The organism is Candidatus Zixiibacteriota bacterium, assembly GCA_019038695.1.
Lineage (GTDB): Bacteria > Zixibacteria > MSB-5A5 > GN15 > FEB-12 > B120-G9.
This window is the reverse complement of record JAHOYZ010000023.1, coordinates 32,262-51,469: the sequence shown is the minus strand read 5'-3', so window position 1 is coordinate 51,469 and position 19,208 is coordinate 32,262. Positions and strand designations below refer to the sequence as shown.

Sequence of the window (19,208 nt, the reverse complement as noted above, 5' to 3'; positions counted from 1 at the left end):
TCACAATCTCTTCGTAACAGTAATGATTCCTATTATAAGCATGTAACAGATTGCACTTTCATTTGGTTCCCTTGAGTTGGAATAATTATAAAATAGTTTCCTGCGTGGTAACTAACTATCTCTGACGCTTGCCTATCTCGATAAACTACATATATTTGTAACATTGATGCGCCCCCATGCTAAAGGATATGTGGGGTAATACCGATAACCCATATTAGTATGGATCAGGATTTTCTCATACAGGATATTAAGAAGGCTGAAGCTAGCCGTCAGGCACGCAAGGTACTCCGGCACAAGCCGACTAAGCCGATATGGCGGGAGTACGCCGAAACTGCAGCAATCGCACTGATTGCCGCTATTTTGTTGCGTGTCTTTGTTGTCTCGGCCTACCGCGTGAACTCCGATTCGATGGAAGACTCGTTGTACGAAGGTGACTATATCTTCGTGAATAAGCTGGCCTACGAGTATGGCTCCGATCCGCAACTCGGCGATATTGTGGTCTTCAAGTACCCCAATAATCCCGAAAAGGACTTCATCAAGCGGATAGTAGCCCTGCCGGGACAGACAGTTCAAGTTGCTGACAAGATTCTGTATGTGGATGGTGTAGTAGCCCAGATTCCAGTGCACTCCAAAAACGTAGACAAACGGATTATCCCTGGTGATCTTTCCTACCGGGACAACTTTGGTCCCTACGAGGTTCCGACCGGGGAATATTTCGTCTTGGGTGACAATCGCGACGACAGCCGCGACAGTCGTTTCTGGGGAGGAGTACCTCATGAGAATCTCATGGGCAAGGCCGTTTTTGTGTATTGGTCATGGCTACCGGATCCTGATGCTCCCGGTTGGGAGTTCCCGTACATTGTCGATGCCGTCCTCTGGATTGGACACGGGTTGTTTAACTTCCCGTCGCACATCCGTTGGGATCGTCTCGGCATGCCTATCTAATTCATGCAATTCGGTCTTTATCTACATTATCCATTCTGTCGTAACAAATGCGACTACTGCGATTTCCACAAAGAGACCTACAACCGAGCGCGGGAGAAAGAATTCTTCCACGCCCTGCGCATTGAAACCGAACTGGCCTCGGAAGACCCCGTGCTGCAGAACGGATCAGTCGGGTCGATCTTCATCGGAGGCGGGACACCATCGCTGGCCAACCCGGATCTGCTGGCCGACTGGTTGAGTGTCGTAAGACGCCACTTTGATGTTGTTGAAGGTGTCGAATTTTCGATCGAGTGCAACCCCGAATCTATCACTCTCGAGGTACTCCAGACTTTTAAAGACCTGAGTATCAACCGACCTGTGTTCGGGATTCAGTCATTCGATGCAAAAGCCTTACGGTTGCTCGGTCGCCGTCACAACCCGGACCATAGCCGACGGGCGGTCTATTTGGCCAACGTTCTCGGGTTTCAGAATTTTGGCGTTGATTTGCTCTTTGGATTACCGGGACAGAACAGCCAGATGTTGTCCTCCGACCTCGACCAGATTATTGATCTTGAACCACCACATATATCGTTTTACCAGTTGACGGTTGAAGATGACACCAAACTTGCCAGACAGGTCGCGAATCGTGCCATTAGATTGCCGGACCAGGAATTGTCGCTGGGACTCTATCGTGGTGGCTGTGAGAAAATGGCTGATGAGGGATATGCCCGCTACGAAGTTTCGTCGTTCGCCAAACCCGGATTTGAGTGCCTTCACAACCTGCGGTATTGGGAGGGGGGTGACTACCTGGGACTGGGACCATCGGCGCATTCGTTTGTCGGCGATCGACGGTTTGCCAATCAGGTTGATGTTAGCGAGTATGTCGAAGCACTCACCTCTGGTCTGTTACCGCGAACGACAGATGAGTCTGGTCTTGAGGAACGAATGACCGAGGCTATCATGTTGGGGCTACGCACTTCACGCGGTATCAGCCGCTCTGTTTTTACGAAACGTTTCGGGACTTCACTCTCTAGTCGGCTGAACCCGAAAAAATATGCGCGGCTGGTGGAATCCGGCCACCTCCTGCCCGAACGTGGTAGTCTCAAACTCTCCGAGGAAGGTATCTACGTCATCGACGAAATTACGCGGCTGTTGCTGAAGTAGGAGCTGTGCCCTACTGCTTGACGCCGCTCTCATAATCCGCTATACCTACCCCCATGAAGATCATTCGCTCAATCAAGAGTATGCAGCGTCACGTCCGCAGGATCGCCGCCGAAGGGAAAACAATCGGCCTCGTGCCGACGATGGGGTTTCTTCACGAAGGCCATACTTCCCTGATCCGTCGTGTCGCATCCAAAACCGATGTTGTCATTGTGACGATATTTGTAAATCCAGCTCAGTTCGCTGTCGGTGAAGACCTCAGCCGTTATCCTCGCGACGAAAAAAGGGATCTGCGCAAGATCCGAGAGAGCGGTGGCGAGATTGTTTTCATCCCGAAGGCTGACGATATTTATCCCGAAGGTTACCAAACCTTTGTCACCGTCGAGAAACTTACGCAGACACTCGAAGGCACCACACGCCCGACTCATTTTCGAGGTGTAACAACAATTGTAGCCAAGCTGTTCAATATCTGTCGTCCGGATGTGGTTGTATTTGGCATGAAGGATTTCCAGCAGGCGGTCGTGCTGCGACAGATGACAAAAGATCTCGGTTATACGATCAAGTTCATTATCGCTCCGATAATACGAGAACGAGATGGTCTGGCGATGTCATCACGAAATGCCTATCTTGTCGGTGAACATCGTTCCGAGGCATTATGTCTTCACTTCGCGCTGCGAAGTGCTCGGAGCATGGTGTTGGCAGGTATCACCAGTGTCGCCCGGATTAAGAAGGAAATGAAAGCGGTCATCATGGCTGCCTGCCCGAGTGCGAAAATCGATTACATCGCTTTCACCGAATTCTCAACTCTCCGTCCTGTCAGAAAGATAACCAAAGGAACAATCTGCTCGCTGGCAGTCAATGTCCATGGTGTACGCCTCATAGATAACATCAAGCTGCCGTAGACAGTAGGGCAGGAGCCTTTTGCGCTCCTGCCGTATGCGGCGGAACCACCAAGGGGTTCCGCCCTACAAAATAGGGTTTTGTCTGCGATTTGTTGTTCAGAGAAACCCCCGCGGCGTGCATCACTGGTCAGCGAGAGGTTCATCGAACAGGGTCGGTTGATATGACGCCCATGATTGGGGATTGATTTTGAAATGCCAGGCATAAAGGCACTCGCCATTACGACAGGTATGTGGTCTTCGTTGCGACGTATGGTCAAACGAACGCCCACACACCTCACAGGTAGCCGTTCTCCACTGGTAATCGGGCAACGTCATTTGGTTTTTCTCTTTGTTCATCTCACATCGTATTTTCAGCGATATTACTGCTTTTCCCCTACCGTAGTGTCTGCGCACTCGGTTGGCAACAACATTATTGGTGCAGAGCAGATGATCCGGTGAACATGAACAGAAGACAGAGCGCAGCCGTAGTACTCCTCACTCATGAGCACAGGACGCGCAACGACATCTCTATTCTGGAGTACATTGTTAGAAAAGGTAGGGAATGAACATTTTCGTCTTTTTCATGTAGCATTCATAATCAGACCCAAAGAAACGTCTGTTCTCGATCTCTTCTATCCTGGCCGCGATTGTCAGCAAAGCTGTTGTTATCAATGCCAGACTCACGCCCACCAGGGAGGGTTGCTTGAAACATACTCCCCAGCCCAGACCGATCAGCGAACTATAAATCGGGTGCCGTATGTAACGATACACTCCGGCCTTCACTAACTTCGTTGTCTTTTCTATCCCTATGAGTGACGGATCGTCGCGTGTGCTGTCCGGTTTCCCCACCACTTTCAACAACCAGGCGCCATGTAACACTAGCCCCGTGGATGCGAACAGCAAAAGCCAGGAAACCATCTGATGTATACTCCACGGTTCATGGAACCAATGATTGAGGTGTAACAGAATCAGCACCAGCAGAGTCTCCCAGGCGAAAAACCTGTAGAATCCATGGGTACGCCAATTACCCAAAGATGCTCGCGATACCCAGATGAAACCAATTGAGGTAAGTATAAATACTAATATCTTGTAGTAAATAGGCATAAAGACATAACCATTGTTAATAGTTCAAGATAACGCCGATATCTTCACTACGCAACGCCGAAGAAAACTCCTTTCGGAAAATAGCTTCGAGGAGAGGATGTTCACCCCACAGCCAAAATGAAACTGACAGACAGTTGAGGGTTGGCTACTCCATGTATGCGCCGTATCTTGATTACAATGATATTTAGAATATCTGTTGCTTTAGTAATGATAGGTGCCAGATGTCGAAATTTCTCACAATAGCAAAGAGAGCAGCCCGGGCAGGTGCCAGTCAGGCGCTGAAATACTATGAAGCGAATGTCGAGGTGAAGCTCAAGAAGGACCGTACACCAGTAACAGTAGCTGACACTGAGGCCGAGAAAGTAATTATCGAAACAATCCGGTCACAGTTTCCCGAACACGCCTTTTTCGGCGAAGAATCAGGTCGCAGCGGACGCCAAAGCAACTATGTCTGGATCATCGATCCAATCGACGGAACCAAGAACTTCATTGCCGGCATTCCTCTCTGGGGGACGTTGATTGCCCTGATGCATCGGGATGAAGTGATCGTAGGGGTCTCGTATCTACCAGTGATGAATGAAATGCTCGTGGCGGAAAAAGGGTCGGGAACCTGGCTCAATAGCAAGCGCGTGACTGTCTCCGACAGATCGAGATTGCGCGACAGCATGTTGAGTTTTGGATCGTTGGGGCCGTTCGCCGAGAAGGACAAAAAGCGAGGTCTCGAATCGCTCATAGCCGCCTGCAAGAGACATCGGTGTTTTGGAGATTGCTGGCCTTATCATCTTCTGGTAGCGGGAAAACTTGAGATCGTCGTTGAGGCAGCGATCAAGCTGGTTGATGTCGCCCCGTTTGTTTGTATTATCAAAGAAGCCGGCGGCAAAAGTTCGGATATCAACGGCAAGCCGCTTCATCCAGAAATTGATTCTTTCATCGCTACGAACGGAAAGCTGCATCGGGCGACGATGAAGCACCTGGACAAATAAAGTTAAGGGCGAGACTGTCTTCAGCCTCAACAGGCATCGCCTGTTCTCTTGCAGGAACGAACCCGCCTAGGCGTGTTGCCCTACCTCATCCATGACGATAAACAGAGCTGGTTCGATCTTTGCTCCAGCCACCACCGAGGCGACACAAGGTCGCCTCCATATTGATATTTTGGTGTGAATATCTTGAGATCGCTACGATGATCCGTCATTGCGGATTCACAATGGCGACAATATAATCTCCCCAACAACCCGTTAGATGTCAAGTTCGTCGGTATCAGTGCTGGGGCGGGTAAGGTCTTCCTTGATATCGGCAATTTCTTCCGGTCGACGATTCTTTAGCTTACCCTTGTATTTCTTGAGCTGAGCGATAGCCTTATCGACGGCAACCGCAATGGCGCTATCGATCTCGTCGGTATCGCCTGAACCGGTGATCGTCTGGTTGTAGACATTGACCTTAAGTTCGGCCATGCGTCTGTGCCGCTCGCGGTCAAGGACGAGTTCTGCCGATACAATATTGTCAAAATACCGCGTCAGTCTGTCCATCTCATCTTCCGCCCTGGTTTTCATCTCGGGTGTCAAGTCAAAGTGACGGGCTGTTATCTTTTTCAACATGATGAACATCTCCTTTCCATGCTTAACATATAGAGTTGCCGAGGGTTTCTGTCATTCTTGCTGCTTTCGTGACATTCTCGCTTTCCTCAAACATTGGAGAACAACCCACGACAGCAGGTTGGTCCCTATCTGTTTCTCCGACCAGCAACTACCGATAGACATCCTTCAACAACCAGTACTAGTAAATATCTGTTTTCAAAGGTAGATTCCGCAATATAGCGAATCCCCCAATATATATCCGACTAAAGGACTTGTACTGCTCACACCATAAGATAGCATATGTCGTATCGTTGGTCGAGTCTTTTTTTGATCTGTTGGCCCGCCCTGAATTGATGTGGGCGGATGCTCAAGTAGCGATTCGGGGATATGCAAGGTCCAGAGCAGAGGTCCATACAGCTTTGTTTCTCTGTACAAAGACACCAGAACAAATGGTCAGTCGAACATCTCCGGTCCGACAGCTAGGTGACCTTTTTTCGCAATCGCGCCGGGCGAATTTTGAGTTCTTCCCGATACTTGGTGACAGTCCTACGCGCCAGCTTGATCCCTTCCTCATTGAGCCTGCGGTAGATTTCCTGGTCGGAGAACGGTTTTTCGGGAGGTTCTCCGGCAATAATTTCTTCTATCCGTATCTTGACGGAACGTTTAGACACATCATCGCCGTCAGCACGCGCAATACCTGAGTTGAAAAAATACTTGATCTCGTAGACTCCTAGCGGCGTCTGAACATACTTGCTGTTGGACACTCGACTAATAGTGGCAACGTTCATGTCCACCGCCTGGGCAATCTCTTCCATTATGAGCGGTTTCAGAAAGGCCGGTCCCCTATCAAAGAACTCGTGCTGTTTGACAATAATCGCTTCCATCACCCGGATCATGGTCGAGCGCCGCTGATTGATACTGTTGAGCAGCCAACGTGCCTGCTCCAGCTTCTGCCGGATATACTTCTTCGTATCCTGTGATGACTTGTTCCCACGCTTGATAAGATTGCGATAGCCAGAGTTCACCCGCAGACGCGGAACGTTGTGGTCGTTGTGGGTCACGACAAAGTGATCACCATAACGTTCCACTAACATGTCCGGCACGATTGCCATTGCAGCGGCATCAAATTTCCCCTGCACTGGTTTGGGTGACATAGACCGGATAATGTTCATGGCATTTTCGGCCCTTTTCGCCGTAACACCCATCATGCGGGATATCTGCAGAATGGATTTACGATCCAGTTCGTGCAGATGTTCATCAACGATTCGATAAGGGAGACTACCTTCGTAGCCCTTCTCTTTTAATTGAATCAGAAGTGATTCGCGTAGATCACGAGCTCCAACTCCGGTCGGGTCAAAACGCTGGACTTGTGTAACCACTTCCTCAATGATGGAAGGCTCGATCTCCAGCTCCATCGCCATTTCTTCGACACTTATGGTCAGATAGCCTTCGGGGGAGATATTGCCAATGATATACTCGCCGATCAGGTGCTCTTCGGGGGTTAGTTTCAGAAATGAGAGTTGTTCCAAGAGGTGATCGTAGAGATTATTGGACTGGGCGGCGGTTCCTTCGAACCGCTCTTCGCCGACCTCACGAGTCTCACGAACCTTGTAACCCTCCTCTTCATCGAAGAGGTACTCGTCCCAATCTATTGTATCTTCTTTTTCGTCCTCGGCGATCTCTACTTCGGCATCCCGTTCCTCGGCCTCATCTTTATCCGGCTCGAGTTCCTCGATCTCCTCAAGAAGTGGATTGGTAGCCAATTCGTGACGAATTGTCTGCTCCAGCTTCAGTACCGGCATTTGCAGCATCTTCAGTGACTGAATAAGCTGAGGTGCCAGCTTCTGACTAAGCTTCAGTTGTAATCCAAGACCTAATTTCATCTTCTAACCTGTTGTCTGCCAACCGACATCGTCGGCTAAGATTGTTGCTTTACCTAATCATATCGGTATTCGCAGACTTTCCGATTACGCTGTAGACCAAGTTCGTTCACTAATTGTACATAGTCCAGGATATCTTAGTTGAGTTGGAATTTCTCGCCAAGATAAATTTTCCTCGCCTCAGGATCATTAGCCAGATATTCTGCAGTACCAGACTTGAGTATCTTCCCATCACACATAATGTAGGCCCGATCACAGATAGACAGGGTTTCCCGCACATTGTGATCGGTTATCAAAACCCCGAGACCTCTTTCTACCAGACGTCCAATGATCTTCTGAATATCTTCTACCGCAATAGGATCGATCCCGGCAAAGGGTTCATCCAACAACATAAACTGGGGATTAGTCACCAGGGCTCGAGTTATCTCTACTCGTCGCCGCTCCCCCCCGGACAGCGTGTAGGCCTTGGCTTTGCGAAGATGGGCGATATCCAACTCTTCAAGCAACTCCTCCAGACGCATTTTGCGTTCTTTGCGGCTCAATTTCTGGAATTGCAGAATCGCAGTCAGGTTTTCCTCCACCGTCATCTTGCGGAAAATCGAAGCCTCCTGGGGCAGATAGCCAATACCCAATCGAGCCCGCTTGTACATGGGCATGCGGCAGATATTCCGCCCGCCCAGGAACACTTTGCCGCTGTTGGGTCGAATAAAACCGATTATCATATAAAATGTAGTCGTCTTCCCCGCTCCGTTAGGACCGAGCAGTCCGACCACTTCACCAGGATCGACGTTAATAGAAACGCCATCAACCACAGCTCTTTTGCGATAGAATTTGCAGAGATCTTTTGATTCCAAGACTATCATACTATAATATACGTTCAAGAAAGGTCGAATCCAGCACAAAAATTGATAGAGATACGTTTTTGTCGGATATTATCCTTTTGTAATCTGTAAGAATCAGTAATCTTGGTCCTATTCGTCTGACTCGGGTTGAACTAAGTGATAGTGGTTCGACTAAAGGGTTGGGTAAATCATGTGAAGGAAAGAGAAATGAAAAGACTGACAACTGCTCTACTGGTATTACTTCTGCTGGCTGGATGTGCTACTTCTCCCGAAGACAAAGCTGAGGCACTGTTCGACGAAGCAGTCGAGTTGACTTCCGAGTATGAATTTGATAAGGCGGCAAGTAAGTTTGCCGAGCTGAGAGAAATGGACCCTACCTCACCGGCCGGTCATTTCGGATCGGGTCTTATCTACGAGAAACAACTACAATACTATGATGCCTTGCGTGTGTACATGGCTATTGTCGAGGTATCCCCGGCTTATGCCGCCGGTCAGGCCGGCTGTTGGAGAATGCTCACCCGGCTTGAAATGTATCAGGACGCACTCAATTACGCTCTCGTTTACAATCAGATTCTCTCGACTGAACCCGTCGCCAAACTGATCCTGGCGGAATCATTTATGAATGTAGGCAGTAACCGGCGAGCGCAGGCTTTTCTTGATACGGCGCTCTCTCTTGGAGAAGACCCCCGGTTGGTCAATGCAATGCGTGCCCAGGCCTTTGCTCGGGATCACAAGTTTGACTCGGCCTCAATCGCATACGATCAAACCCTTGGGGGAGATGAGTCCACAGACATTACGATGGAGTCTGTGCTCTATCTCGAAACAATCGGTCAGCTCGATTCCGCCGTCGCGATGAGTCATCGTGCAACAGAACTGGCCGGAAATACCAATGTTTCCCTGATGCACCATTTTGATTTGACTATTCGCAACGGCTATTTCTATGAAGCCCGCCAAGCTATCAAGCAGCTCAGAGACAAAAAAACACCGGAGCTGGTCATCGCATCCCTTGAAATGCTCTACTATTACTCCCAGGAAGATTACACCTCGGCATGCAAATCCCTTTCGCAAGTCGAAAGGTTGTCGGAGTCATCACTATCATTTTATATCCAGGAAATGATTGTCAGGGGTGCTGTTGGGGATGAACTTACCAATACCTCGAACTTTGGCATGCTGAACGGTCTCATGGAGAGGGAGGAGTCGGGTTCGTTGTTCAGCGAATACTTGACGTACTTCACCGCTATGCAACTGGCAACTGTATTTACGGATCAAAAGGGAATAAATGGTCTTGACATGATATCCCGTCGTTTTGCTAACCGAGCTGCAATAGAAACCAAGAAAGCCTATCTATTGTACCGCACCGGACAAAGTGAAGAGTTCAAACGTAGTGAGGAAAAAATCATAAAATCGTACGGCCGTCAAACGAACTGGTCTATCAAAATGGCTGACATTTTCGCAGATCCCCAAGTTCATCTCTATAACCAGGCCGAGGAAATGTATCGTCGGACGCTCGAGTTGGATCGCTGGTATCGTCCGGCACTGGAGAATCTGGTGGCGATGCATCGCTGGTTGGACCAACCCGACCAGGCGATGGCGGTGTTTGATGATTTTCCGTATTTCTCCGAACACTATCCCGAGCTTGGTCTCTTACAAGCGGTTGTCCTGGTTGAGAGTAATCATGTTGATGAAGGGTTAGAACTTTTCCTGGCCAACACCGACCATGTCGGAGGGAAAATATACTGGTTTGAGCAGTTGTGGCAGGCACTCGTAGCGGCCGACCATCAGGATGGTATCTTGAAACTTGCCGCGTGGCTGGCTGACAACAACGGAGATAATACCGATGCGCTTGTGCTCGCAGCCATCATGTTGGGTGATGAGAAAAAGTACTCCGAGGCTCAGGAATTAACGAAGCGAGCGATTGAGGCCGAACCCGAAAACCTTGATGCCATAGCCTACAATGCAAGGTCATTGTACTATATGGGAGAGCCGGAAGTAGCGATCGGGATACTCGAAGCAAGCATTATTGCCGACAGGGAACACGGGACAAGCAATTACTTTCTATCACGTTTTCTCGCTATGGAGGGGATCGAACCACAGCGCGCAGGAAATCTGGCTCGCCGTGCGGTTTTTCAATCCAGTAGCGCCTTGAAGGAGTGGGTCAACCTGAGCTATGTCTACTTCCAGCTTGGGAAATACGACTTTTCGCGAGGGGAAGCTTCCAAAGCCAGTCGTTCCTACAAGGGGACCCCTGAGCCGCTTTTCCGGTGGGGTATGGCGCTCTATATGGAAGGGAACAAGGAAGCGAGCGAGAAACTCCAGGAAGCAATTGATCTCGGCCTGCGAGGAGATAATCTGCGCGAGGCTCAACAAACGCTCAAGAAACTCTGAGCCGGGACGACAGCACAATGACAACGGATAATCGGTCATGACCGTTCTGGTGACCGGCGGAGCCGGGTATATCGGCTCCGTTCTAGTGACGCTACTGCTGCGTCATGGTTTACGAGTCCGTGTAATTGATTGCCTTGAGCATGGTGGCGAAACCCTGTTGGGGTTTTGTTCGCATCCGAGTTTCGAGTTTCTACATGGTGATATCTGCAATCCTGATCAGGTCAAAAATGCCCTGGAGGGTGTTGACTCGGTCGTACATCTGGCGGCAATAGTCGGCGACCCGGCCTGTGCCGTCGATCCGGAACTGGCCACAGCAGTTAACAAAACAGCTTCGGAAATGCTATGCGATCAGGCGATAAAGACTGGTGTGAAGAGGTTTGTTTTTGTCTCAACTTGTAGCAACTACGGCAAGATGGATGATGGCGTATCGTGGGTTGATGAGACCTCCCTGTTGCAACCCGTATCGCACTATGCGGAACTGAAGGTAGGTTTCGAGAAGTTTCTAATGGACCGCAAGCAGGCCGACTTCACGCCCGTCTGTCTTCGGTTCGCCACCGCCTACGGGTTGTCTCCTCGACCGCGTTTTGATCTGACCGTCAATGAATTCACACGCGACCTGTACCTTCGTCGCAAGCTGGAAATCTATGGCGAACAATTCTGGCGGCCGTACTGTCACACGCTCGACCTGGCCCACGCTTGCCTCCTGACCCTGGTGGCAACTAATGAAAAAGTGGCAGGCGAGGCTTTCAATGTCGGCAGCACCGAACAGAATTTTCGCAAAAAGGACCTGGCGCAGATGATACTCACAGAACTGCCTGACAGGGACAAGTTGATATCGTATGTTGCCCGCGATGAAGACCCGAGGGACTATCGGGTGAACTGCGACAAGATCAAGACTACACTGGGTTTTGTTCCTGCGTCCGGCGTGATGGATGGCATTCGTGAGATCATTGCCACCCTTGCCGCCGGGCTGATTTCCGATCCCGACAGTTCTCGCTACCGCAATATGAAACAGTGACGGCCCGAATGAATACAGATCACGATCAGAACCTGCAGGCGGTTATTCTTGCCGGTGGAAAAGGCACCCGGTTGGCACCGTACACAGCCGAGATTCCTAAACCATTGGTGACAGTTGGCAACCGTCCGGTAATTGAGATTCTCCTGCATCAGCTCAAAAAAAGCGGAGTGCACAAAGTACGTCTGGCGGTCAATCATCTCGCCCATCTGATACTGGCTACCCTTGGCGATGGAAGTCGACTGGGGATCGAATTGGTTTATTCGCACGAGGAAACGCCGTTGTCCACTGTCGGTCCGTTGACTTTGATGGATGATCTACCGGAACATTTCCTGGTGGCCAACGGGGATATCATCACCGATTTGAACTTCCGCGATCTGTTTGATTTTCATTGTAAAGGTGGGGCATTAGTAACGGTAGCTACCTGCCAACGTCACGCTGAGAGCAACTACGGAGTGCTGGACGTTGATAGCGCAGGTCGGGTGATAGCATTCCGGGAGAAACCGAGTATCGATCTTACTGTCTCAGCCGGTATCTATGTTTTCTCGCGGAAGGTACTGGAGTTTGTTCCCCAGGGTCGACCGTTTGGTTTTGATGATCTTATGGCGGCGATGCTAAAGAAAGGGCGACCGGTAGTGACTTTCCCTTGTGACGGCTATTGGCTCGATATTGGACGTGTCGAGGATTACGAACAAGCCAACCGGGATATTGAGATTATTGATAAGCTGATGGGGTGAGCCACCGAGGGGCAGTTGCGATGACATTGTTGTCGAAACTGAAGACAGTTTCAACCTAAAAGACTGCACGAAGTGTATTGTCAGGTTGGCAAGCAACCAGGTCTACAAGCACGCAAAGACGATTCCCCTCCAACATTCTGTTGACTTGAGTGCGTTCGTGTCCCTATAGTAATGTGAGCGGATTCCGGCAGGCGAACACGGTGTCGGGAGAAGTTCTGTTGTTACTTGCAGGAATTGTTACAACGGAGGATTCGCAATGGGTAAACCGGCAGCGCGGTTAGGTGATATGACAGCCCACGGCGGAACGATCGTCATCGGTGCGCCGACCGTGCTAATCGGTGGACAGCCCGCTGCTTGTGTCGGTGATATGCACGTCTGTCCGATGGTCACACCCGGTGTTCCACCGATTCCTCACGTAGGTGGACCAATTATACCACCTGGAGCAGTCACGGTTCTTATCTGCGGTCGTCCGGCTGCATGTGTTGGTGACATGGCGACTTGTGTTGGCCCACCCGACACTATCATTCCACCCGGTTGTCCGACGGTTCTGATTGGTCCCGGCGGTGGTGGTGGTGGCGGCGCAGGCGGTGGTGGTGGCAGCGGTGGCGGAACAGCCGAAGGTGAAGCAGACGGCGACACGGGCGATCTGGGCGAGAGCGTAGACAGCGCGGGTTCATCGGGGTCCGGAGGAGAAGAATCAACAGAAGGCGAAATCCACTTCTTAGACGTCAAGTTCACTGACAAGGCTGGACACCCCATTACCGGTGTCGGCTATAAGATGACTGACCCGGACAGCAATGTCTCCCGGGGATCAGTAACCGGCGGGATTAAGAACTCCGATGCCAAAGAAGGCAACTACGAGATTGCCCTGCGGGCCATAACCGGTACAAAATGGTCGGCGGATAGTGCCAGAGATGGCGAGACAGTTAAGATGCAGGTCGAGACATCCGGGTTTGATGATGACACTGCAGCGGTTGTTCAGGTTTGGCAACGGGATTATAACCGCGCCGATAAGTGTATCAAGAAGATCGAAGATCAGACCGTTCAGAGTGATAAAATCGAAATCGACTGGGTCTATGAGTATTCGGAGAACCAGGGCGGTGTGTTCCCGCAAACAGCCCGCGAGCCGTATTCCTCGCCGGTCTTCTATTTCACCGTTAAGGTTGCATCGCTGACATCCCGGTCTGACCTGCTGGAGTATAAGGACTGGATTGAGATTGAACTGCTCAATGAAGATGATTCCCCTGCAGCGGATACTCCTTACGAAGTACATTTCTCCAACGGTGAGGTACGCAACGGAAATCTTGATTCCGATGGTAGAGCACGAGAAGAACGAGTGCCAACCTGTACGCATGAAGTACGGTTTCCTCAACCACCCGATGAATCGGAGGACGATGCGACTCAGCAGGAAGATACCGGTGGCACACAGCGGCCGGGTGGAGGGGCTACTCAGCGGGCAGATGATGATTCAACCCAGCGGACGGGTGAGTAAAGTGCTGTTAATCATTGTTGTCACACCGGCAGGAGCAGTCTAATTGCCAAATGTTGAAGGCCAGGGTTCCCTGCAAGCACAGGAGTACATTCAACCCCTGAGATTCCGAGAGACTACTTCGGGCGGGAATCGTTTTCATTGGGTTTTTAGTGCGGGCGAGTTGAGATGCTCTGCCTCGTCGAGAGCCGACATCGCTATCGCTAGTCCTCGTGAGCGAACGGCATTCTATCGCGATCGGCCTAGTTTTGTATATATGGATGTTGGAGCCTGGGCCGATGACTCCGATGGCCAAAATACCGTACGACGTGATTTTGGTATTGTCTGCGGCCCTCATGTTTATCTTTGCCATTACACCGGATCTCGACAGGCGCAACAGAGCAGTGTACCTAACGTTCAGTCTTTCATGAGAGGGATGGCTTCTCAGGGGCGCGGTTTCCAGGTCATAGGACACGCCCTCGCAGCACAGAGGCTTGATCCTCGAACGGTCACCAACACTGATCTGTATGTTATCCTCGGCGACACTCATCTTCCACCGGTCGAGTGGTACTATACTCAGCAAGAACTCATAGGCCTCTCACAGGCTGGAGTACGTAATCCACCGGCGTGGATGGTTGGTCTTCCAGCCATATCACGACAGCGAACCAATCTATTACGTAATTACTATTCACTTGCCCAGCAAGACCGAGAACGAGGTAATCTTAGATCTCACGCGTCCGATATTTTCCGTGGCGCGGGCAATGATCTTGTCCGGTTTCTGGGAGGGTTAGCTGGTCTGCCGGCAGCACAAAAGCGACAGATTCACTTTCTCCAGACCGGCGACATGTTCGAAATGTGGATTGGTCGAAGCTACCAATTTCGCACAGGTCGCGGGCGTCCACGGTGGCTCAGCGGTAACTCGGCAAATTTGTGTTCCGACTGGGGATTGGCGATCCTGATGAGGAACACACCAGTCTTTGCAGCCATTCGACAACTAAACCAGGCAGGTCTGGCAGAATCAGTGTGGTGCTGGGGGAATCATGATTCGTACATGATGAGCACAGCGGTCACTTCGCAATTGGGTCTTCGAGCAAGAGTATCACACTACAGAGGGTTGCATAACGATCTCTGGGTTGAGCACGGGCACCGATTTGACAGTTTCAATTTCGATCAATTAAGTTACGGTGTTGGAAGCGGACCATGGATAACGGAGCAACTCTATCACTTTCCGGGCGTGCGATCGTATGAGGAGCAGGCCCAAGGAGTGTTGTCGTACATTAGTCCAAGACCTGAACAGCGAAATGTTCATATCATGGGGGCGGGCCTTATGTATATGTATCAGCGTTACGATCAAGGAGCAAACCCGTTTAGTATCTACATAATGGGTCACACTCACCGCCGGTTTCTAAAAACAGTGCGGCTGCGTGGAATATTGGAATTGGCCAGTACCGCCAGGACGTAGGTCGTCGTAGTGATGCTGGAAAACCTGAAGAGGATTACACTATGTCTGACGGACTCAACAAGTTTAATCTGACTCTCCCTGACGATTGGGTGGACCAATCAACCTACTTTTTTCAGGGACCGGAAGATGGGGGCGTCTACCATAACCTGACGATGCTGATCGATCACCATCCAGAGTCCAAGGATCTTCGAACCTACGCTGCTCCCCGGATGGAACAAACAGTTAATGGGATGGGCGGCGCGGAAATACTTAAGGAAGAAGAAAAGCAGCACTCCTGTGGAGGGCAGGCACTTCACGTTGTCTACAAGTCGGTTCCAGAAGACAGCAAGCCGCTCTTTCGCAAACAGGTTTTCCTTATGGCCGAAGACAAAGCTTACACTTTTCAGGCAGACTTCACCAAGAAGACGATGAAAACTATTGCGCTGCAAGTGGACCAGATCATTGACAGCTTTACTCCTTTGGGAGGGGGTTGAGGAACACCACCAAATGGAGTTGAAGTTCACCAAATCGACTGACACCGAGCACACGGTAGAATTGGAACCGATCCTGGTATCGGCCTACTGGAAGTCTTCCAGTGCCCCGGTCGGTGGGATAGTGAAGTTCGAAGTGATTACCGCCTTTGTTGGTAGTGGAGCGCCGATAGAAATTACCAGCCTGACCGAAAATGGCGAGTCGCTGGGTGAAGTGTCGGACGTCATGCGTTCGCGAAAATACTGTGGCGGCTTTGATGTGCCTGACAACCTCAGGATCGGCGATAAATGTTACTTTCAAGTCACCTTTCCCGGCAATGACATCGAAGGGGAATCTGGCCGTATTCCGGTTGTACCACATATCAATGTCAATACTCTTAAATGGAGCGCGTCTGAGGCGAGGCGGGGGGATACATTGACTCTGTCGGCATTTGTCGATGGTGTACGCGATGGTGAAGAAGTGACGGTCACAATCTATGAATACGACCGCGACAACGCTCACGACAAGATCACCGAGTTGCCAGCCATAATCGAGGGAGGCCGTTTCGAAATACAGTGGGATTTTGAGTATTTTGAAGATACCGATGAACTTCCTACCCAGGAAGAGCTTGATCGCTATGGAGGAAACTACAATCCGCCGGAGTATTTCTTCACGGTCAAGGTAGGCGACGCTGAGTTCGGCAAGGATGAGCAGGCTTCGGGGTTGCTTGAGTTCAAGGACTACCTTGAAATATCATTGCAGGATGCTGACGGTGAGCCAGCCAATGATCAGAAATACATATTGCATTTGCCGGACGGCACCACCAAGGAAGGCACACTCGACAGTGATGGTCACACGCGTGAAGAGAATGTGGTTCCGGGGAAGGTGAAAGTGGAGTTTCCCGATATTGGAGACAGCGATGTGTCGTAGGGAATCCTGAGCGCGGCAGATGCTGAAGTATAGCGTTTCAGCTTAATCCGGACAGATTGCATACAAAGTTAAGACGCGTTGTCTGTCAATACAATTTCCTTCCAGCAGCCGCTTTGATAATCTCTGAGTAGCGCTTGGCGAGTGGTCCAGAGGAGTAAGTGTTGTGGGCGAACTTGTGACCGGCATCTGCCATTGAAGACCGCATTGCGTCATCATCCAACAGTAGTTTCATTGCTTCCGCCAGTGCGGCGCTGTCATCGACCGGGACGAGCAGTCCGGTCTTGCCCTCAGAGATAATATCAGAAATACCACCGCTGTTGGTGCCGATCACAGCCGCGCCACACATCATCGCTTCCGACAAAGCCAACCCGAATCCTTCCTGGTGAGAGTTTAACACAACCATGGCGGCGCGGTTGTAGATTTCGCATAGCTGTTTCTGCGGGATAGGCTCGTGTATACGGATTCGTTGTGTAAGACCGAATCTGTCGATGAGGGATCGGATGTCGTTTTCCAGCGGACCGGTGCCATACAGTTCAAGTCTCGCCTGTGGGTGAGACTCGTTGACGTGTGCGAACGCTTTGATAAGATAATCAACTCGTTTCTGCTCGGTAAAACGTGTCACAGCTACAATAAGATCGGAGCCACGAACGATAGTTTCATCGCGAAAGAAAACCGTCTCGTCATGCGGCAACGGAAGGACTTCAAGAATCGACTGCAACATCGGGTCCGCTTCGAGAATGGCATCACGAAGGAAGTTCGAAACGACTGTCCAGCGATGTAGACCGCGACAGAATCCTTTCAGGTAACGGTATATTACCCCGGCATACTTGCGCATCAACCGGACATCGGTGCCATGTGATGACATCACCATTGGCAGTGATGTTTTCTTCGCAATTGTTTTCATAACAATCCCGGTCGGCACCAGCCAATGTCCGCCAACGACATTGATTTGTTCTCTGTCGATAACATCCAGCGCAGCATTGCGGAAACAATCCAAAAAATGCTTGAATCGAAAAATCCCACCAGGTGATCCCAATACGAGTTGATGCATATTGCCACGGTAAGCAATATTCTCTTCGGCGTCCGTATCAGCATACCGGAAGCGGTAGATCGTAACACCGTCGATCTCTTCATATTCGGCTGCGCCCGGATCGTGGGGAGCCAGGATGACCGGGTCGATGCCGAACGCCGGAAGGTTCTTCGCCAGCAGGGAAATGAACACGCCTGCAAAGTCTCCCTCGAAGCGTGGGAAGTTATGGGTCGGCATAAGAAGTTTCACGCGATCACTCATAGTTACAGGGTAAGAAAAGAGGCTTCGTCCTGAAATATAATTTTCAATGGCCGGGTGCCTTTATTATACTCATACTACTTACGATGGATACAAATAAGCCGACAAAGATCGACTTCGCCGCTGAGATCGATTTCTCTGAGATCCTTACCAATCCCATTCTGGACATTGCCGCCCAATTCTGGGACAATGATCGATACGATGCGTTTCGAGTCTGCTACCGATCCATGCGAGTACTTGATGATCTGGTCGATAATCGCAAAGAGGCAGGATCGATGATATCGGCACGCGAGCGTGAACTTCTTGGCAATATGATCGATGACTGGCTGAACTCGCTGCATCGAAAACTACCCACCGATCAATTCCAGAAACATCTGCTCAAGGCCATCGACCACTACCGGATCCCAATCTGGCCATGGGAGCGATTGGCCAGAGCGATGAAATATGACCTCAATCATGACGGCTTCACTTCAATATTGGTTTTCCTGCGATACTGCGAAGGAGCGGCAATCGCACCAGCCTCAATTTTCACCCATCTTTGCGGGGTAACCCCCAGCGGTGATGATTTCTTGCCACCATCCTATGATGTCCGTCTGGCAGCACGATCCCTGGCCCTGTTTTCGTACTTTGTGCACATAATGAGAGATTTTCAAAAAGACCAGCAGGCTGGACTTAATTACATAGTGGATAACATGTTAGCTATCGAGAATGTCTCTCGGGGTGATCTCCAGAAGATCGCCAATGGAAGCCCGATTGATGATCGGTTTCGAAGGCTAATGGCTCGCTATGCAATGGTCGCTGAATACTACCGCCTTAGGGCTCGATCCAATCTGGACCGACTATTGCCACAACTTACACCCCGTTACCAACTGAGCCTGGAAGTAATTTATGGCCTGTATTTACAGATATTCCAACGGGTTAGGCCTAGTTCGGGAATGTTCACAAGCGAGGAGCTTAATCCAACTCCAGAGGAAGTAAAAGGGCAACTGGACCGGATCGTTTCCTCTTTTGAGCCTCTTTAACTTGCTTTTTCATGGAAGAAACCTTCAGATTCGATTGTAATGGGGGTAATGCCGCTCGTGACTATCTGTCGGCGACCGGCTGGTT

General features: G+C 50.4%; 18 protein-coding genes. 13 read left to right on the top strand and 5 right to left on the bottom strand.

Annotated elements, in window-relative coordinates; genetic code table 11:
• The first annotated feature begins 219 nt into the window (after positions 1-219).
• From lepB to KOO62_07905, 4 genes are all read left to right on the top strand, one after another.
• A complete protein-coding gene (lepB, locus tag KOO62_07920; GenBank protein ID MBU8933921.1) occupies positions 220-945 on the top strand; it encodes a signal peptidase I in 726 nt (241 codons plus the stop codon).
• Between the two features lie 3 nt (positions 946-948).
• Positions 949-2,088, top strand: coding sequence for a radical SAM family heme chaperone HemW (hemW, locus tag KOO62_07915; GenBank protein ID MBU8933920.1), 1,140 nt, complete (start codon positions 949-951; stop codon positions 2,086-2,088).
• A gap of 53 nt (positions 2,089-2,141) precedes the next feature.
• Positions 2,142-2,987, top strand: a complete 846-nt coding sequence (panC, locus tag KOO62_07910) for a pantoate--beta-alanine ligase (GenBank protein MBU8933919.1) — start codon at positions 2,142-2,144, stop codon at positions 2,985-2,987.
• Between the two features lie 192 nt (positions 2,988-3,179).
• Positions 3,180-3,425 carry a hypothetical protein gene (locus tag KOO62_07905; GenBank protein MBU8933918.1) on the top strand — a complete coding sequence of 82 codons (246 nt, stop codon included), beginning with the start codon at positions 3,180-3,182 and terminating at the stop codon, positions 3,423-3,425.
• Between the two features lie 87 nt (positions 3,426-3,512).
• On the opposite strand, the gene KOO62_07900 is transcribed toward KOO62_07905, so the two are convergent.
• The gene (locus tag KOO62_07900) at positions 3,513-3,941 is read right to left on the bottom strand and encodes an isoprenylcysteine carboxylmethyltransferase family protein (GenBank protein MBU8933917.1); all 429 of its coding nucleotides are present in this window, start codon (positions 3,939-3,941) and stop codon (positions 3,513-3,515) included.
• Positions 3,942-4,291: 350 nt separating this feature from the next.
• Between KOO62_07900 and KOO62_07895 the strand changes: the two genes are divergently transcribed.
• The gene (locus KOO62_07895) at positions 4,292-5,053 is read left to right on the top strand and encodes an inositol monophosphatase (GenBank protein MBU8933916.1); all 762 of its coding nucleotides are present in this window, start codon (positions 4,292-4,294) and stop codon (positions 5,051-5,053) included.
• 252 nt (positions 5,054-5,305) lie between these two features.
• Here the strand turns inward: KOO62_07895 and raiA are convergent, their stop codons facing one another.
• The 3 genes from raiA to lptB all read right to left on the bottom strand — a co-directional run bounded on the left by raiA (position 5,306) and on the right by lptB (position 8,387).
• Complete coding sequence (gene raiA, locus KOO62_07890) at positions 5,306-5,665, bottom strand: ribosome-associated translation inhibitor RaiA (protein MBU8933915.1); 360 nt, start codon at positions 5,663-5,665, stop codon at positions 5,306-5,308.
• Positions 5,666-6,123: 458 nt separating this feature from the next.
• Entirely contained in the window at positions 6,124-7,527 is a 1,404-nt protein-coding gene (gene rpoN / locus KOO62_07885; GenBank protein ID MBU8933914.1) for an RNA polymerase factor sigma-54, read from the bottom strand.
• A gap of 134 nt (positions 7,528-7,661) precedes the next feature.
• Entirely contained in the window at positions 7,662-8,387 is a 726-nt protein-coding gene (gene lptB, locus KOO62_07880) for an LPS export ABC transporter ATP-binding protein (GenBank protein ID MBU8933913.1), read from the bottom strand.
• Between the two features lie 186 nt (positions 8,388-8,573).
• Between lptB and KOO62_07875 the strand changes: the two genes are divergently transcribed.
• The 7 genes from KOO62_07875 (at position 8,574) to KOO62_07845 (ending at position 16,813) form a co-directional block, all read left to right on the top strand.
• Positions 8,574-10,751 carry a hypothetical protein gene (locus KOO62_07875; GenBank protein ID MBU8933912.1) on the top strand — a complete coding sequence of 726 codons (2,178 nt, stop codon included), beginning with the start codon at positions 8,574-8,576 and terminating at the stop codon, positions 10,749-10,751.
• A 37-nt stretch (positions 10,752-10,788) separates the two neighbouring features.
• Positions 10,789-11,769, top strand: a complete 981-nt coding sequence (locus KOO62_07870) for an NAD(P)-dependent oxidoreductase (protein MBU8933911.1) — start codon at positions 10,789-10,791, stop codon at positions 11,767-11,769.
• Between the two features lie 32 nt (positions 11,770-11,801).
• Positions 11,802-12,503: an NTP transferase domain-containing protein gene (locus KOO62_07865; GenBank protein ID MBU8933910.1), complete on the top strand. Its 702-nt coding sequence runs from the start codon at positions 11,802-11,804 to the stop codon at positions 12,501-12,503.
• A 256-nt stretch (positions 12,504-12,759) separates the two neighbouring features.
• Complete coding sequence (locus tag KOO62_07860) at positions 12,760-13,995, top strand: PAAR domain-containing protein (protein MBU8933909.1); 1,236 nt, start codon at positions 12,760-12,762, stop codon at positions 13,993-13,995.
• A 43-nt stretch (positions 13,996-14,038) separates the two neighbouring features.
• Positions 14,039-15,433, top strand: coding sequence for a hypothetical protein (locus tag KOO62_07855; GenBank protein ID MBU8933908.1), 1,395 nt, complete (start codon positions 14,039-14,041; stop codon positions 15,431-15,433).
• A 41-nt stretch (positions 15,434-15,474) separates the two neighbouring features.
• Positions 15,475-15,906 carry a DUF1795 domain-containing protein gene (locus tag KOO62_07850; protein MBU8933907.1) on the top strand — a complete coding sequence of 144 codons (432 nt, stop codon included), beginning with the start codon at positions 15,475-15,477 and terminating at the stop codon, positions 15,904-15,906.
• Between the two features lie 13 nt (positions 15,907-15,919).
• Positions 15,920-16,813: a hypothetical protein gene (locus tag KOO62_07845; GenBank protein ID MBU8933906.1), complete on the top strand. Its 894-nt coding sequence runs from the start codon at positions 15,920-15,922 to the stop codon at positions 16,811-16,813.
• 85 nt (positions 16,814-16,898) lie between these two features.
• Here KOO62_07845 and KOO62_07840 read toward each other — a convergent pair whose 3' ends face one another.
• Positions 16,899-18,104 carry a glycosyltransferase family 4 protein gene (locus KOO62_07840; protein ID MBU8933905.1) on the bottom strand — a complete coding sequence of 402 codons (1,206 nt, stop codon included), beginning with the start codon at positions 18,102-18,104 and terminating at the stop codon, positions 16,899-16,901.
• Positions 18,105-18,187: 83 nt separating this feature from the next.
• Here KOO62_07840 and KOO62_07835 point away from each other — a divergent pair, with 83 nt between their 5' ends.
• Positions 18,188-19,123 carry a squalene/phytoene synthase family protein gene (locus KOO62_07835; protein MBU8933904.1) on the top strand — a complete coding sequence of 312 codons (936 nt, stop codon included), beginning with the start codon at positions 18,188-18,190 and terminating at the stop codon, positions 19,121-19,123.
• Positions 19,124-19,208 lie beyond the last annotated feature (85 nt).